Genomic DNA, 14,964 nt, shown 5'->3' on the forward strand with positions numbered 1-14,964 from the left:
TTATATCAGGACTAGTCATGCAGTTTAGGGCTTCGTCGGTGGGATTGGCACGGCGACATCCGACAAAATCGCTAATCTAAAACCTCGTCTCAAAACCACGACATCGCGATTTTTATTGTCGCTGTTTGGTGACTATTAACTCATTGATAAAAAGTAATAATTCCAAACTCTAACTTAAGTGTCTCTAAAAAGAGACACTATTGCAGTGCTTCTCAGGTACAAAAATAGCTCACCCATTGCCAGAGGAGTGCCAGATAACATCATGAATATAAAATGATTCCTGGTGACGGATAATTATGAATTCAAACCTGGCATGCATCGTGCAATAATATACCTGTAGATGCTCATTCCACTTATTATGTTTGCTTAGGCTTCATAAACCCAGGAATGACGCAGAGCCGATTACGGTGCTTATCGTCCACCGACAGATGTCGTCTTTCAGGCCTCATCCAACACCATGGACATAACGTTGAGTGAAGCACCACTTAGTTGTCTTAAAGACCTGTTTTGACACCTGCCAATTGGCAGGTGTTTTTTTTTGCATGGAGGAAATAGATAAGGGCGACAGTTAGCGCCCTTGGGGTGTTATGAATTGGGGTTGTTTTGTAGGGTTAGCAGCAGGCCATCACGGCGCATCAAGGCCGCCTCTTCTGGGTTGTGCAGACGATCCAGGCAATCAGCCAACCATGCATAATCAAAGGCATCAGGACGCTGTTTGAGTGCTTCACGGAAAGCCTCGCTTGCCTGTTGCCATTCACCGTGTTTCATCAATAACTGACCGAGTGTGCTATTGAGCAATGGGCGATCGCCTTGTGTCTTGATCTGCTGGCGAAGGGCTTTTTCAAGTTGCTCCGGGTTGCCTGATTTCAGACGTGGCATCAGTAAAATCAAACGCTCGTCGTACTGGCGTTTTAGGCCATCAAGAATGATTTCCTGTGCTGCATCATGATCGTCACACTCAATAAGATGCTCCGCCATCGCCACCTGTAGTACGGTTTCATGGCGTGTCTTACGGCTTTGATTCTTCCACCAGGTCTTCAGCCCATCATTACCCTGATCAGCCATCGCTTGGTCCATCAAGCCAATCCAGGCTTGTTGTTGCAGCATGGCACGGTGTGCTTCATCGCCAACCTGCACTTTGTCCATCGCTGGCAAAATATCAAGCAGTGAACCCCATGCACCGGTACGCACATATGCCATTTCGGCAAGGCGCAGCACTTCAGGGTGACGTGGTGCGGTCTCCAGCAATTTATCCACGCCGTGGCGCGCAGCATGGTTTTCGTTACGCACCAGTTGCAGGCGCACGCGGGTAATTTCTACCGGGAGTTGATCGCTATCTGCCAATTCGGCTGCACGTTCCAGATGCTGGTTTGCACGAATTTCATCGCCACGCTGTTGCGCTGCTTCAGCTGCCAACAAGTAGTTCACCACTGGTTGTTCAGCATGATCGGCGTTTTTCAGCATCAGCTTCTCAACTTGCTGATAGTCACCCTCTGCTAATTTCAGCAGTGCAGCTTTGGTTTGCTTGCGCGCGCGACTGCTTTTGCGCCCAACAAACCAGCCACGAGTACGAGCCCCGGTACGGAAAACACGGCGCAGTATCCATTCAATAGCAAACAGCACCACCATTGTCAGGATCAGGATGATCACCAGGCCTGTTACGCTGGTTTCGACGTTGTAATTGTCAGTTTGGATCAGCACATAACCCTGATGTCCGGCGAGCATTGGTCCAAGAACGATCCCGGCGATCAACAGCAGAAAGAGTAATAAGACTTTAATCATGCTTATTCTCCTTGAGTTGTTGCAGGCGCTTGTTCAGGCGCGGCAGGTTCAGCGGGAGTGGTTGCGCTCGCAGCAGGTTGGGCAAGTAAATTACGTACCCGAGTCTGCATCAGCTTTTCCAGTAAAGGCTGGCTTTCCAGCGTCTGCGGAACATCCATATTGATGCTTTGCTGGCTAAGAGAGTCCAGCTCATCAAGGAAGGATTTTGTTACGCTGTCGTTGGTGTCGTAATAGGCCCGAACCCAAGTGGAAACATTCTCCAGCGACTGTTTGTAGGTTTCATCCTGATGACGTGGAACCGCTTGTGCCGCAACCAGCAAGCGTGAACGAATATTCTCACGCAGATAAACATCTTGATTTGGCGCTAATAAAGGAACGGCGGTTTCATCGCGGCGGCGAACAGTAATGAAACTATCTATAAAGTTGTGCCAGCTTTTAGTTAGATTTTCACGCCATTCCGTCACCGTGCTGGATAGCTCGCTGCCGTCGGAATCCATCGGCGTATCGTCACTATTGTTATCTGCAAGACGTAGATTATCGACCTGATTAGAAAGCTGATTGAGCTTGAGAATAATCCCGTCGTAGTCGACCTGAGTAATTGCTGATAACGCAGAAATATCGTCCGTCAGAGCACGGCGAACGCTAAGTAAGCTCGGGTCGTTCATATCAGCGAGGCTGGCATCAGCACTTTTCAAAAGTGCTGCCGCCGTGGTGACATCCTGATCGCTCCACAATTTACGCCCGGCCAGTTTCACCAGGAAGTCGGATTGCGCTAACAACCAGGTTTTTGCATCGCTGCCGGAAATCGTGGCTACTTTTTGCTGCACTTCATCAAGTTCGCGAGCCAGATTTTCCTGCTGACGATCCGACTCCTGCAGTGCAGTTGCCTGCTGCTTGATGGTTGTTTCCAGAGAAGCTTGCTGCTGTTCTTGTTGCTTTTGTAAGGCGGTGAGCTGCGTTGCCAATGCATCGGTGTTGGCATTTTGCGCCGCTGCCTGATGCTTACCATAACTGTAAAGACCGCCACCTAACGCAAGGGCAATAGCAATGGCGATAGCACCTAGCGCAATTCCGGCAATACCACTACGATTTTTTTGTGGTGGCTGTTCTGAAAGCGGAGCGCTTTCTACCGCAGGTGTGGTCTCTTCAACCATGGCGGAGTTGTTTTGTTGTTCCGTCATTGTGGCGTCCCATATTGTTTCCCCTTCATACTTCAAGTTGCATGTACATTGGCCTCGCCTTACTGCAACTCAAATTATTTTGGGGATTGATTTATTGTAACGCGCGAAGCAGCGCGTCATTGTCTGCGTTATCGGCGACCCGAATATCTTGCCAGCCCAAATCCCGGGCAAGGTCTGCCAAACGCTCACTGACAACTAACAGTCGGCAGTGTAGTAACCAGTTTTTGCGATACCACTCCGGAATGAGTGCATAAAGTTGTTGTAGCATTTCACCGCTTGTCACGACCAGCGTTGAAACCCCACGTTCGCGCCAGCGAAAGGCTTCTTCCATTCCGTCATAAATTCTGGCACTTCTTTGGTAGCATTCGCAGAATGTCACTTCTGCACCGCGTTCAGTTAGTGTTTCACCTAATAGCTCGCGTCCACCGTTTCCACGTAAAATGAGTGCCCGCTTTCCGGCAACATTCTGTAATTCAGGTAATTGTAGCAACACTTCCGACGTTTCCCTGTCTTGCGGATAGCGAATCGGCAAATGGCTAACCGTGTGAAACGCTAAGGCTGTCGTACGCCCAATGGCAAACCAGGCAATATGTGAAGGCCAGGAGATGCCGTTTTGGCGTAATTGGGGGTGGGCATAATTTATGACGTGCTGCGATAACACGAACACCAGGTCGCCTTCATTCAGGCTTGCCAGCATCTGAGGCAGTTTGTCCAACTGTCGGCCGGGGGAAAACTCGATAAGTGGAAAGCTATACGCCACCTGCCCCAGTGCGCGCAGTCTGCTCACTAATTCGTCCCCGGCAGGGGAAGGGCGGGTGACAAGTATCGTCATGCCGGAGCATCTCCGTCATAAACGGCGGCAAGAATTTCGCGCGCGCCTTTATCGAGAAGCTCTTCCGCAAGCGAAATGCCCATGACTTCGGCATCTTCTGGTTTACCACGGCGTTCGCCACGCACCAATATCGAACCGTCTGGCGCGCCTACTAATGCGCGCAGCCATAGCTCGCCATCTTTCAATTCAGCATAACTGCCAATCGGCACCTGGCATCCACCTTCGAGGCGCATGTTCATGGCGCGTTCAGCACAGACGCGAATTGCAGTCTCTTCATGGTTAAGTGAAGCGAGCAGCGCTTGAGTGTATTCATCATCAAGACGGCATTCGATTCCCACCGCGCCCTGGCCTACAGCGGGTAGAGATATTTCCGCAGGCAATGCGTAGCGAATACGTGATTGCAAGCCAAGACGGTTAAGCCCGGCTACCGCCAGAATAATTGCGTCATAGTCGCCGTTATCAAGTTTACCCAGACGGGTTCCCACATTGCCGCGCAATGAGCGAATCACAAGGTCCGGGCGGCGCTCGGCGATCTGGCATTGGCGGCGGAGGCTGGAAGTGCCTACAACGCTGCCTGCCGGGAGAGAATCAAGACTAGAGAAATTATTGGAGACAAAAGCGTCACGCGGATCGTCACGCTCGCAAATCGTCACTAACCCTAAGCCTTCAGGAAATTCGACTGGCACATCTTTCATTGAATGCACGGCGATATCCGCGCGGCCTTCAAGCAGTGCTAACTCTAATTCTTTGACAAACAATCCTTTGCCACCAACTTTCGCCAGCGGTGTATCAAGAATGATGTCGCCACGCGTAACCATAGGCACCAGTTCAACCATGAGCTGGGGATGGCACGCCTCCAGGCGTTGTTTGACATAATGTGCTTGCCAGAGTGCTAATGGACTTTGGCGAGTGGCAATTCTTAATACATTGTCTAACATTGCTAGTTACCGTAATTATCGTCTCTGACCATCCTACCACTCTTCAAGGAAGGCTGTCAGTTTCAACGGGTTTGCGGAAAAGAGGGACATATTTCGTATTATGGAAGATAAAGCCGGTAGGCGGAGCGGAAGTTGGCGCGTAGCGCATCTTTCTTTACGGTCAACCAGCAAGGTGTTAAATTGATCACGTTTCCAGCAATTCTTTGCCTTGTCGTTTATAATAGAGGCAACAACCGGGAAACGGGTTTTTTCGTAATACTGAAACCATCAGGCGATATGTCTTGTACCTCTATATTGAGACTCTTAAACAGAGACTGGATGCCATCAACCAACTGCGTGTAGATCGCGCACTTGCGGCAATGGGCCCTGCTTTTCAACAGGTCTACAGTCTTCTGCCAACATTGTTACATTATCATCACCCGCTGATGCCAGGTTACCTTGAAGGTAACGTTCCACATGGCATTTGCATCTACACGCCTGATGAAACCCAACGCCACTATCTTAACGAACTCGAATTGATGCGCGGTATGCCGCCGCAGAAATCAGAATCCGGTGAATTGCCTATCACGGGCCTCTATACCATGGGCAGTACATCGTCCGTTGGGCAGAGTTGTTCATCCGATCTGGATATTTGGGTTTGTCACCAGTCATGGCTCGATAATGACGAGCGTCAGTTGCTACAACGTAAATGTAGCGTGTTGGAAAGCTGGGCTGCATCTTTAGGTGTTGAAGTTAGCTTCTTCCTGATTGACGAAAACCGCTTCCGCCATAACGAAAGTGGCAGTCTGGGCGGCGAAGACTGTGGTTCAACACAACATATATTGTTGCTGGACGAATTCTACCGCACCGCTGTGCGCCTGGCCGGGAAACGTATTCTTTGGAGTATGGTGCCGGGCGATGAAGAAGATCATTACGACGATTACGTAATGAGCCTCTACTCGCAGGGCGTGCTTACGCCAAACGAATGGCTGGATCTCGGTGGTTTAAGCTCTCTGTCAGCGGAAGAATACTTTGGAGCCAGCCTGTGGCAGCTCTATAAGAGTATTGATTCACCTTATAAAGCCGTGCTCAAAACGCTGCTGCTGGAAGCCTATTCCTGGGAATACCCGAATACTCGCTTACTGGCAAAAGACATTAAACAACGTCTGCATAATGGCGAGATAGTCTCTTTTGGGCTTGATCCTTACTGCATGATGCTGGAGCGTGTGACTCATTACCTCACGCAAATTGAAGACACGGCGCGTCTGGACTTAGTACGCCGCTGCTTCTATCTGAAAGTGTGCGAAAAACTGTCCCGTGAGCGTGCCTGTGTAGGCTGGCGTCGTGAAGTCTTAAGCCAACTGGTCAAAGACTGGGGCTGGGACGAGCTACGTCTGGCGATGCTTGATAACCGCGCTAACTGGAAAATCGACCAGGTTCGCGATGCGCACAACGAACTCCTTGATGCGATGATGCAAAGCTATCGCAACCTGATTCGTTTCGCTCGCCGTAACAACCTGAGCGTCAGCGCAAGTCCGCAAGATATCGGTGTGTTGACCCGTAAATTGTATGCAGCGTTTGAAGCGCTACCAGGCAAAGTCACGCTGGTTAACCCGCAGATTTCTCCTGATTTGTCAGAGCCGAATCTGACCTTTATCCATGTTCCGCCTGGTCGTGCCAACCGTTCAGGTTGGTATCTCTACAACCGTGCGCCAAACATGGATTCCATCATCAGCCATCAACCGCTGGAATATAACCGTTATCTTAATAAGCTGGTGGCATGGGCCTACTTCAACGGCCTGCTGACTTCGCGCACCCGCCTGTTTATTAAGGGCAACGGAATCTGTGATTTGCCAAAATTGCAGGAAATGGTTGCCGACGTTTCGCACCACTTCCCGCTGCGTCTGCCTGCGCCAACCGCGAAAGCGTTGTATAGCCCATGCGAAATTCGCCATTTGGCTATTATTGTTAACCTCGAATACGACCCGACTGCGGCATTCCGCAATCAGGTTGTTCATTTCGATTTCCGTAAGCTGGATGTGTTCAGCTTCGGGCAACAGCAACAGTGCCTGGTGGGAAGCGTTGACCTGCTTTACCGCAACTCCTGGAATGAAGTGCGTACCCTGCATTTCAACGGCGAGCAATCGATGATTGAGGCGCTGAAAACTATTCTGGGCAAAATGCACCAGGATGCAGCGCCGCCAGATAGTGTTGAAGTGTTTTGTTATAGCCAGCATCTGCGTGGGCTTATCCGCACACGCGTTCAGCAGCTGGTTTCTGAATGTATCGACTTCCGCTTGTCCAGCACACGCCAGGAACCTGGCCGTTTTAAAGCGCTGCGTATTTCGGGCCAAACGTGGGGGCTATTCTTCGAACGGCTGAGCGTTTCAGTGCAAAAACTGGAGAATGCAGTCGAGTTCTACGGTGCGATTTCGCACAACAAACTGCACGGTCTGTCAGTGCAGGTGGAAACCAATCAGGTTCAGTTGCCGTCAGTGGTAGATGGGTTTGCCAGTGAAGGGATCATTCAATTCTTCTTTGAAGAAGCGAGTGAGGATCACGGGTTCAATATCTATATCCTCGATGAGACGAACCGCGCAGAGGTGTATCACCACTGTGAGGGCAGTAAAGAAGATTTAGTGCGTGATGTCAGCCGTTTCTACTCGTCTTCGCACGATCGTTTCACCTACGGCTCAAGCTTCATTAACTTCAACTTGCCGCAGTTCTATCAGATTGTGAAAGTCGATGGGCGCTCGCAGGTGATCCCGTTCCGCACCCAGACTATTACAGCAGCGACGCCGACTAATCATGATGATAGCAATGCGCCGCTACTTCAGCAGTACAGCAACAGCTAGCTAAAGCTAACTGGTTCACCCGCTTGCTGTGTGCAAGCTTCTTCGAGTAATGCCCAAAACTCTGCGCCGCTACGGTCACAAATCCATTTGTCGTCTTTCAGGTTAAAATGGTAACCGCCACTTTTGGTGGCAAGCCATACCTGATGGAGAGGCTCCTGGCGATTGATAATAATCTTGCTGCGGTTCTCAAAACTCAGGGTCAGCACGCCGCCATTGATTTCGCAGTCAATATCGCTATCACCATCCCAGTCATCCAGGCGTTCTTCGATTGTTGACCACAGGCCGTCAGCTAAGCGATGAAATTCACTGTCGTTCATGTCTTTTTCTCAGTTGTTCGTCTTGCGGGCAGTATAAAAGCAACACAGGTGAATAGAAAAGAGTATTGCTTTTCAGGGATCACCTGCGATGATAGACAGCAGAATATTGGCTTACAGGCATCTCAATAATGAAGAAAATTCTCTGCCCATTCGCTCTCATGCTGGCACTTTTTAGTCTTTCTGGCTGTGGCCTCAAAGGGCCTCTCTATTTCCCGCCAGCAGATGGTAAAACCAAGCCTACATCTCAGGTCACCCCTAAGCCACAGCCGCAATCAACCACGCCAGATCGTAATAATCGTGGTACTGATAACGCGCCGACTCAGGTTGTCTACTAGCACATTATTAATAAGTAGCCGCGTATATGGAGCAGAAGATGCAGTTTTCGAAGATGCATGGCCTTGGCAATGACTTTATGGTCGTCGACGCGGTGACTCAAAACGTCTATTTCTCCCCTGAGCTTATCCGCCGTCTGGCCGACAGGCATTTGGGAGTGGGTTTTGATCAGTTGTTGGTGGTTGAACCGCCATACGATCCTGACCTCGATTTCCATTATCGTATTTTTAACGCCGATGGCAGCGAAGTCTCGCAATGCGGTAATGGTGCACGTTGCTTTGCGCGTTTTGTGCGCCTGAAGGGGCTTACCAACAAACGTGATATTCGCGTTAGTACCGCCAATGGCCGCATGATTCTCAGCGTGACGGAAGATGAGTTGGTACGCGTGAATATGGGCGAGCCCAATTTCGAGCCTTCTGCTGTGCCGTTCCGCGCAAACAAAGCGGAAAAGACCTATATTATGCGTGCCGCTGAACAAACCATTATGTGTGGCGTCGTGTCGATGGGTAATCCTCATTGCGTGATTCAGGTTGATGACGTAACAACGGCCGCTGTGGAAACACTGGGGCCAGTGATGGAAAACCATGAGCGTTTTCCTGAGCGTGCAAACATTGGCTTTATGCAGGTTGTAACCAAAGAACATATCCGTCTGCGCGTTTATGAACGTGGCGCCGGGGAAACACAAGCTTGTGGCAGCGGTGCTTGCGGCGCAGTTGCTGTGGGCATCTTGCAAGGGATACTTGCGGAAGAGGTTCGCGTTGAGCTGCCTGGTGGTCGTCTTGATATCGCCTGGAAAGGGCCGGGAACGCCGTTGTTTATGACCGGCCCAGCGGCCCACGTCTATGATGGGTTTATACATCTATGAAGAATGCCGAGGAACAGCAAGAAGCCGTATTGGAACTGGATGACCGAATGGTGGCGGAATATCTGCTGCGTCATCCCGATTTCTTTATTCGTAATGCCCAGCATGTAGAACAGATGCAAGTGCCGCATCCGGTACGTGGCACTGTTTCGTTGGTTGAGTGGCACATGGCGCGTAGCCGTAACCATATCAATTTCCTTGAAGAAAACATGACCCTGCTGATGGAGCAGGCGAGTGCCAACGAAGGTTTGTTTTATCGCTTACTGAAGTTGCAGGGTCGTCTGGCTTCTGCCACGAGTTTGCAGGATATGCTTAACCGCTTGCACCGTTGGGCGCGCGAAATGGGTCTGGCTGGCGCAAATGTGCGTCTTTTTGCGGACCGTTGGCGGATTGGTGCTCCTTCTGATTTTACCCATTTAGCACTGAATCGGCAGGCTTTCGAGCCGTTGCGTATTCAACGTCTTGGGGGCCATCAGCATTATTTGGGGCCATTAAATGGCCCTGAATTACTGGTTGTTTTACCTCAGGCGAAAGCCATTGGTTCAGTGGCCGTGTCTCTGATGGGTAGTGAGGCTGATTTAGGCGTACTGGTTTTCAGTAGCCGCGACCCTCAGCATTACCAGGAAGGGCAAGGCACACAATTACTTCACGAACTGGCGCTGATGTTGCCAGACTTGCTGGAGCGCTGGGTCGAGCGAGTATGACGGCCTCCCCACTGCAACCTTTAGTCGACGGCTTTATGCGCTACCTGAAAGTAGAACGCCAGTTAAGCCCGCTGACATTGCTCAACTATGGCCGCCAACTGGCCGCGATAATCACCCTCGCAGGCGAGATGAAAATGAGCACATGGCAGCAGTGTGATGCCGCCGCGGTTCGCTCAATCACGGTTCGCAGCCGCAAGGCTGGCCTCGGGTCATCAAGCCTCGCATTACGTCTTTCTGCACTTCGTAGTTTCTTCGACTGGTGTGTGAGCCAGGGCGAACTCAAAGCTAATCCTGCAAAAGGCATTACTACGCCGAAAGCTGGCCGCCATCTGCCAAAAAATATCGACGTCGATGACGTTAGTCGTCTGTTGGATATCGACATCAACGACCCGCTTGCCGTGCGCGATCGCGCGATGCTTGAGGTGATGTACGGTGCGGGGCTGCGTCTTTCCGAACTGGTTAATATGGATTGTCGCCACATTGACCTTACGACAGGTGAAGTGTGGGTGATGGGTAAAGGCAGCAAAGAGCGCCGCGTGCCGATTGGCAAAACGGCGGTGACCTGGGTTGAACACTGGCTTGACCTGCGCGAGCTTTTTGGCCCGGACGATGATGCGTTGTTTCTCTCCAAACAAGGCAAGCGAATTTCGACGCGCAACGTTCAAAAACGTTTTAGCGAGTGGGGGATAAAGCAGGGGCTGAACAGCCATGTCCATCCACACAAACTACGTCACTCATTCGCCACGCACATGCTGGAGTCCAGCGGGGATTTGCGTGGTGTGCAGGAATTACTGGGCCACGCCAACCTTTCCACGACACAAATCTATACCCATCTCGACTTCCAACACTTAGCCACAGTGTATGATGCTGCGCATCCACGCGCTAAACGAGGGAAATCGTAATGCATTTTTACCGTCCACTTGGGCCTATTGCCGCGCTCACTTTTGATCTCGACGACACGCTGTATGACAACCGTGAGGTTATTCTACGCACCGAGCGCGAATCAATGAGCTTTGTGCAGAATTACCATCCGAAACTCAGCCATCTGCAACGCCCCGACTTTTTGCGCATTCGACATGCGCTGCGCCTCGCAGAACCCGATATTTATCACGATGTCACCGAATGGCGTCGTCGTGCCGTTGAACAGGCCATGTTAGACGTGGGCTTGTCAGTGGAAGAAGCCGCCGCAGGCGCGCAGGCTTCGATGGCGAATTTCGCTTACTGGCGTAGCCAAATCGACGTGCCGCAAGAAACGCACGACACATTAGCGAGTCTCGCAGAAAAATGGCCGCTGGTGGCGATTACCAACGGTAACGCCGAACCCCATCTTTTTGGCCTCGATAAATATTTCAAGTTTGTGCTGCGCGCGGGTCCGCACGGGCGTTCCAAGCCATTTAACGACATGTATCACCTGGCGGCAGAAAAGCTGGATGTTCCGCTTGCCCATATTTTACATGTTGGTGATGACCTGACCACTGATGTTGCAGGAGCTGTTCGCTGTGGAATGCAAGCCTGCTGGATAAACCTGCGTGATGGCGATCTGATGCAGATTGATGACAGCCGTTTATTGCCACATCTGGAAATTTCGCAGTTGGCATCCCTCACTGCGCTGATATAATCTGCTTAGTTCTGTATAAAATCACAGTATATTTCTATCTCCTCAACGGCGGTGCCAATGGACGTTTCTTACCTGCTCGACAGCCTTAATGACAAACAGCGCGAAGCCGTCGCGGCCACGCGTAGCAACATGCTGGTACTGGCTGGTGCAGGAAGCGGTAAGACGCGCGTATTGGTGCATCGCATCGCGTGGTTGATTAGCGTAGAAAACTGCTCGCCATACTCCATTATGGCGGTGACGTTTACCAACAAAGCAGCGGCAGAAATGCGCCACCGTATCAGTCAGTTGATGGGAACCAGCCAGGGCGGCATGTGGGTTGGTACCTTCCATGGCCTGGCTCACCGCTTGCTGCGTGCGCATCACATGGACGCTAACCTGCCGCAGGATTTCCAAATACTGGATAGCGAAGATCAGCTGCGTTTGTTAAAGCGCCTGATTAAAGCCATGAATCTCGACGATAAACAGTGGCCAGCACGCCAGGCAATGTGGTTTATCAACGGTAAGAAAGATGAAGGGCTTCGCCCACATCATATTGAAAGCTATGGTAATCCGGTAGAGCAGACCTGGCAAAAAGTGTATCAGGCGTATCAGGAAGCCTGCGATCGCGCAGGCCTGCTGGATTTTGCCGAGCTATTGCTGCGCGCCCACGAACTGTGGCTGAATAAACCGCACATTCTCAACCACTACCGCGAACGCTTTACCAACATTCTGGTCGACGAATTCCAGGATACCAACAGCATTCAGTATGCATGGATCCGCATGCTGGCGGGTGATACCGGAAAAGTGATGATTGTTGGTGACGATGACCAGTCAATCTATGGCTGGCGCGGCGCGCAAGTTGAGAATATCCAACGGTTTCTGACCGACTTCCCTGGCGCACAAACCATTCGCCTTGAGCAAAACTACCGCTCAACCAACAACATTCTAAATGCCGCCAACGCCCTGATTGCGAACAACTCAGGCCGTTTAGGCAAAGAGCTGTGGACGGATGGCAGCGACGGCGAGCCCATCTCGCTGTATTGCGCATTTAACGAATTAGATGAAGCGCGTTTTGTGGTTAACCGCATTAAAACGTGGCAGGAAGCGGGTGGTGCACTCGAGCAGTGCGCGATTCTTTACCGTAGCAACGCCCAATCGCGTGTGCTGGAAGAGGCGTTATTGCAGGTCGGCATGCCATACCGCATTTATGGCGGTATGCGCTTCTTCGAACGTCAGGAAATCAAAGACGCGCTCTCGTATCTGCGCCTGATTGCTAACCGCAATGACGACGCGGCGTTTGAACGCGTGGTAAACACGCCAACGCGTGGTATCGGCGACCGTACATTGGACGTGGTGCGCCAGACATCGCGCGACCAGCAACTGACAATGTGGCAAGCCTGTCGTTTGTTGCTTCAGGAAAAAGTGTTGGCGGGCCGTGCGGCTTCTGCATTGCAACGCTTTCTGGAGCTTATCGACGCGCTGGCACATGAAACCATCGATATGCCGCTGCACGTACAAACTGACCGCGTTATCAAAGACTCGGGCCTGATGGTGATGTACGAGCAAGAAAAGGGCGAGAAAGGCCAGACGCGTATTGAAAACTTAGAAGAACTGGTCACGGCCACGCGCCAGTTCAGTTACCAGGATGAAGACGAAGACTTGATGCCGTTGCAGGCATTCTTGTCTCATGCGGCACTCGAAGCCGGAGAAGGGCAAGCCGATACATGGCAAGATGCGGTGCAACTGATGACGCTGCACTCAGCAAAAGGGCTGGAGTTCCCACAAGTCTTTATCGTCGGTATGGAAGAGGGCATGTTCCCGAGCCAGATGTCACTGGATGAAGGTGGCCGCCTGGAAGAAGAACGTCGTCTTGCATACGTTGGCGTGACGCGTGCGATGCAAAAACTCACACTGACCTATGCTGAAACCCGCCGTCTGTATGGCAAAGAGGTGTATCACCGCCCGTCACGCTTCATTGGCGAGCTGCCAGAAAACTGCGTGGAAGAAGTTCGCCTGCGTGCCAGTGTCAGCCGCCCGGTCAGCCACCAACGCATGGGCACGCCAATCTCTGAGAATGATTCAGGTTTCAAACTCGGGCAGCGTGTGCGCCATGCAAAATTTGGTGAAGGCACGGTCGTTAACCTGGAAGGGAGTGGTGAACATAGCCGTATTCAGGTGGCTTTCCCTGGGCAGGGAATTAAGTGGCTAGTTGCTGCTTATGCACGCCTTGAATCGGCGTAAATTAGCGAGTTAACTCATAGTTTTTCACGCTTTTGCTACCTTATAAATATCACCATAGTTTATTACTCCATGGTGTCCCGTTGCGTGTTGACGCCATATTTATGGTGGCGTAACATGCGCGCACGATTACGCTAAGAGGACACTCGCCTTGGACACACCCAGTAAATACTGGCTCAATAACCTGTCATCCAGGTACAACTTCTAAGGCTATCCTCGAATGCTGATAGCCTTAGTGGTTGTCGGCGACCTCATATCTCGTATATCCCGTCGCAATGAGTCAGACTTTTTAATGGTCTGAAACCTAGTTAGTTTCTGTCTGTGTGCCAACCGAACTGTCCCTGATATTTTTTGCATTGGGAGTACCGGTCATGCTGAGCGCATTTCAACTGGAAAACAATCGTCTGTCCCGTCTTGAATTAGATGAGGCCGATAACCTGAGCAATTCTGTTTGGGTTGATTTGGTCGAGCCTGAAGAGAGCGAGCGTCAGCGCGTGCAAACGGAACTTGGTCAAAGCCTGGCAACCCGCCCGGAACTGGAAGACATCGAAGCATCCGCGCGTTTCTTTGAAGACGAAGACGGTTTGCATATCCACTCATTTTTCTTTTATGAAGATGCAGACGATCACGCGGGCAACAGCACCGTGGCATTTACTATTCGTGAAGGCCGCCTGTTTACGCTGCGTGAACGTGAATTACCTGCATTTCGCCTCTATCGTATGCGTGCTCGTAGCCAGAATATGGTGGATGGCAACGCTTACGAATTACTGCTCGACTTGTTCGAAACCAAAATCGAACAGCTGGCAGACGAAATCGAAAACATCTATAGCGACCTGGAAAAACTCAGCCGTGTCATCATGGAAGGGCATCAGGGCGATGAGTATGACGCAGCACTTTCAACGCTTGCTGAGCTTGAAGATATCGGCTGGAAAGTCCGTTTGTGTCTGATGGATACCCAGCGTGCTCTGAACTTCCTGGTGCGTAAAGCGCGTTTGCCGAGTGGGCAGCTTGAGCAGGCTCGTGAAATTCTACGAGATATCGAATCCCTGCTGCCGCACAACGAATCTCTGTTCCAGAAAGTGAACTTCCTGATGCAGGCAGCGATGGGCTTTATCAACATCGAGCAGAACCGCATCATCAAGATCTTCTCGGTTGTATCCGTTGTATTCCTGCCACCAACGCTTGTGGCATCCAGCTACGGGATGAACTTTGAGTTTATGCCCGAGTTGAAATTGAGCTTCGGTTATCCGGCGGCGATCATCGTGATGATTCTTGCCGGGCTTGCGCCTTATCTCTACTTCAAGCGGAAAAACTGGTTGTGAGATGAAATGAGAAGGGAGCCGATT

General features: G+C 51.1%; 14 protein-coding genes. 9 read left to right on the top strand and 5 right to left on the bottom strand.

Translation table 11 applies throughout. The annotated features are described in order from the left end of the window. Nucleotides 1-585: 585 nt before the first annotated feature. From hemY to hemC, 4 genes are all read right to left on the bottom strand, one after another. Nucleotides 586-1,782, bottom strand: a complete 1,197-nt coding sequence (gene hemY / locus M979_RS18435) for a protoheme IX biogenesis protein HemY (RefSeq protein ID WP_064555981.1) — start codon at nt 1,780-1,782, stop codon at nt 586-588. A gap of 2 nt (nt 1,783-1,784) precedes the next feature. Continuing rightward, entirely contained in the window at nt 1,785-2,963 is a 1,179-nt protein-coding gene (hemX, locus tag M979_RS18440) for a uroporphyrinogen-III C-methyltransferase (RefSeq protein ID WP_064555982.1), read from the bottom strand. Between the two features lie 91 nt (nt 2,964-3,054). Beyond that, complete coding sequence (gene hemD / locus M979_RS18445) at nt 3,055-3,795, bottom strand: uroporphyrinogen-III synthase (RefSeq protein WP_064555983.1); 741 nt, start codon at nt 3,793-3,795, stop codon at nt 3,055-3,057. After that, nucleotides 3,792-4,733: a hydroxymethylbilane synthase gene (gene hemC / locus M979_RS18450; protein ID WP_064555984.1), complete on the bottom strand. Its 942-nt coding sequence runs from the start codon at nt 4,731-4,733 to the stop codon at nt 3,792-3,794. The genes hemD and hemC overlap by 4 nt, the downstream gene beginning before the upstream one ends. Before the next feature lie 281 nt (nt 4,734-5,014). On the opposite strand from hemC, the gene cyaA reads away from it, so the two are divergent. Further along, nucleotides 5,015-7,567, top strand: a complete 2,553-nt coding sequence (gene cyaA, locus M979_RS18455; protein ID WP_064555985.1) for a class I adenylate cyclase — start codon at nt 5,015-5,017, stop codon at nt 7,565-7,567. Here cyaA and cyaY read toward each other — a convergent pair. Beyond that, a complete protein-coding gene (gene cyaY, locus M979_RS18460; RefSeq protein ID WP_034461692.1) occupies nt 7,564-7,884 on the bottom strand; it encodes an iron donor protein CyaY in 321 nt (106 codons plus the stop codon). The genes cyaA and cyaY overlap by 4 nt on opposite strands. 128 nt (nt 7,885-8,012) lie before the next feature. Here cyaY and lptM point away from each other — a divergent pair, with 128 nt between their 5' ends. From lptM to corA, 8 genes are all read left to right on the top strand, one after another. Continuing rightward, a complete protein-coding gene (gene lptM / locus M979_RS18465; RefSeq protein WP_034461690.1) occupies nt 8,013-8,219 on the top strand; it encodes an LPS translocon maturation chaperone LptM in 207 nt (68 codons plus the stop codon). Nucleotides 8,220-8,257: 38 nt separating this feature from the next. Further along, a complete protein-coding gene (gene dapF / locus M979_RS18470) occupies nt 8,258-9,082 on the top strand; it encodes a diaminopimelate epimerase (protein WP_034461689.1) in 825 nt (274 codons plus the stop codon). Beyond that, nucleotides 9,079-9,783: a DUF484 domain-containing protein gene (locus M979_RS18475; RefSeq protein ID WP_034461688.1), complete on the top strand. Its 705-nt coding sequence runs from the start codon at nt 9,079-9,081 to the stop codon at nt 9,781-9,783. The genes dapF and M979_RS18475 overlap by 4 nt, the downstream gene beginning before the upstream one ends. Then, nucleotides 9,780-10,685, top strand: coding sequence for a tyrosine recombinase XerC (gene xerC, locus M979_RS18480; protein WP_064555986.1), 906 nt, complete (start codon nt 9,780-9,782; stop codon nt 10,683-10,685). The genes M979_RS18475 and xerC overlap by 4 nt, the downstream gene beginning before the upstream one ends. Continuing rightward, on the top strand, nt 10,685-11,401 hold the full coding sequence (gene yigB / locus M979_RS18485) for a 5-amino-6-(5-phospho-D-ribitylamino)uracil phosphatase YigB (RefSeq protein WP_064555987.1): 717 nt from the start codon (nt 10,685-10,687) through the stop codon (nt 11,399-11,401). The genes xerC and yigB overlap by 1 nt, the downstream gene beginning before the upstream one ends. A gap of 57 nt (nt 11,402-11,458) precedes the next feature. Next, nucleotides 11,459-13,621 carry a DNA helicase II gene (gene uvrD, locus M979_RS18490; protein ID WP_064555988.1) on the top strand — a complete coding sequence of 721 codons (2,163 nt, stop codon included), beginning with the start codon at nt 11,459-11,461 and terminating at the stop codon, nt 13,619-13,621. A 148-nt stretch (nt 13,622-13,769) separates the two neighbouring features. After that, nucleotides 13,770-13,826: a YsgD/CorL family protein gene (ysgD, locus tag M979_RS24080; RefSeq protein ID WP_367597360.1), complete on the top strand. Its 57-nt coding sequence runs from the start codon at nt 13,770-13,772 to the stop codon at nt 13,824-13,826. A 163-nt stretch (nt 13,827-13,989) separates the two neighbouring features. Next, nucleotides 13,990-14,940 carry a magnesium/cobalt transporter CorA gene (corA, locus tag M979_RS18495; RefSeq protein WP_034492179.1) on the top strand — a complete coding sequence of 317 codons (951 nt, stop codon included), beginning with the start codon at nt 13,990-13,992 and terminating at the stop codon, nt 14,938-14,940. Nucleotides 14,941-14,964 lie beyond the last annotated feature (24 nt).

The sequence above is a fragment of the Buttiauxella noackiae ATCC 51607 genome (assembly GCF_001654865.1).
Classification (GTDB): domain Bacteria; phylum Pseudomonadota; class Gammaproteobacteria; order Enterobacterales; family Enterobacteriaceae; genus Buttiauxella; species Buttiauxella noackiae.

Bases quoted from the DNA above. Each gene is read 5' to 3' on its own strand.
- hemY (WP_064555981.1), bottom strand. From the start codon at position 1,782: ATGATTAAAGTCTTATTACTCTTTCTGCTGTTGATCGCCGGGATCGTT.
- hemX (WP_064555982.1), bottom strand. From the start codon at position 2,963: ATGACGGAACAACAAAACAACTCCGCCATGGTTGAAGAGACCACACCT.
- hemD (WP_064555983.1), bottom strand. From the start codon at position 3,795: ATGACGATACTTGTCACCCGCCCTTCCCCTGCCGGGGACGAATTAGTG.
- hemC (WP_064555984.1), bottom strand. From the start codon at position 4,733: ATGTTAGACAATGTATTAAGAATTGCCACTCGCCAAAGTCCATTAGCA.
- cyaY (WP_034461692.1), bottom strand. From the start codon at position 7,884: ATGAACGACAGTGAATTTCATCGCTTAGCTGACGGCCTGTGGTCAACA.
- lptM (WP_034461690.1), top strand. From the start codon at position 8,013: ATGAAGAAAATTCTCTGCCCATTCGCTCTCATGCTGGCACTTTTTAGT.
- dapF (WP_034461689.1), top strand. From the start codon at position 8,258: ATGCAGTTTTCGAAGATGCATGGCCTTGGCAATGACTTTATGGTCGTC.
- M979_RS18475 (WP_034461688.1), top strand. From the start codon at position 9,079: ATGAAGAATGCCGAGGAACAGCAAGAAGCCGTATTGGAACTGGATGAC.
- xerC (WP_064555986.1), top strand. From the start codon at position 9,780: ATGACGGCCTCCCCACTGCAACCTTTAGTCGACGGCTTTATGCGCTAC.
- yigB (WP_064555987.1), top strand. From the start codon at position 10,685: ATGCATTTTTACCGTCCACTTGGGCCTATTGCCGCGCTCACTTTTGAT.
- uvrD (WP_064555988.1), top strand. From the start codon at position 11,459: ATGGACGTTTCTTACCTGCTCGACAGCCTTAATGACAAACAGCGCGAA.
- corA (WP_034492179.1), top strand. From the start codon at position 13,990: ATGCTGAGCGCATTTCAACTGGAAAACAATCGTCTGTCCCGTCTTGAA.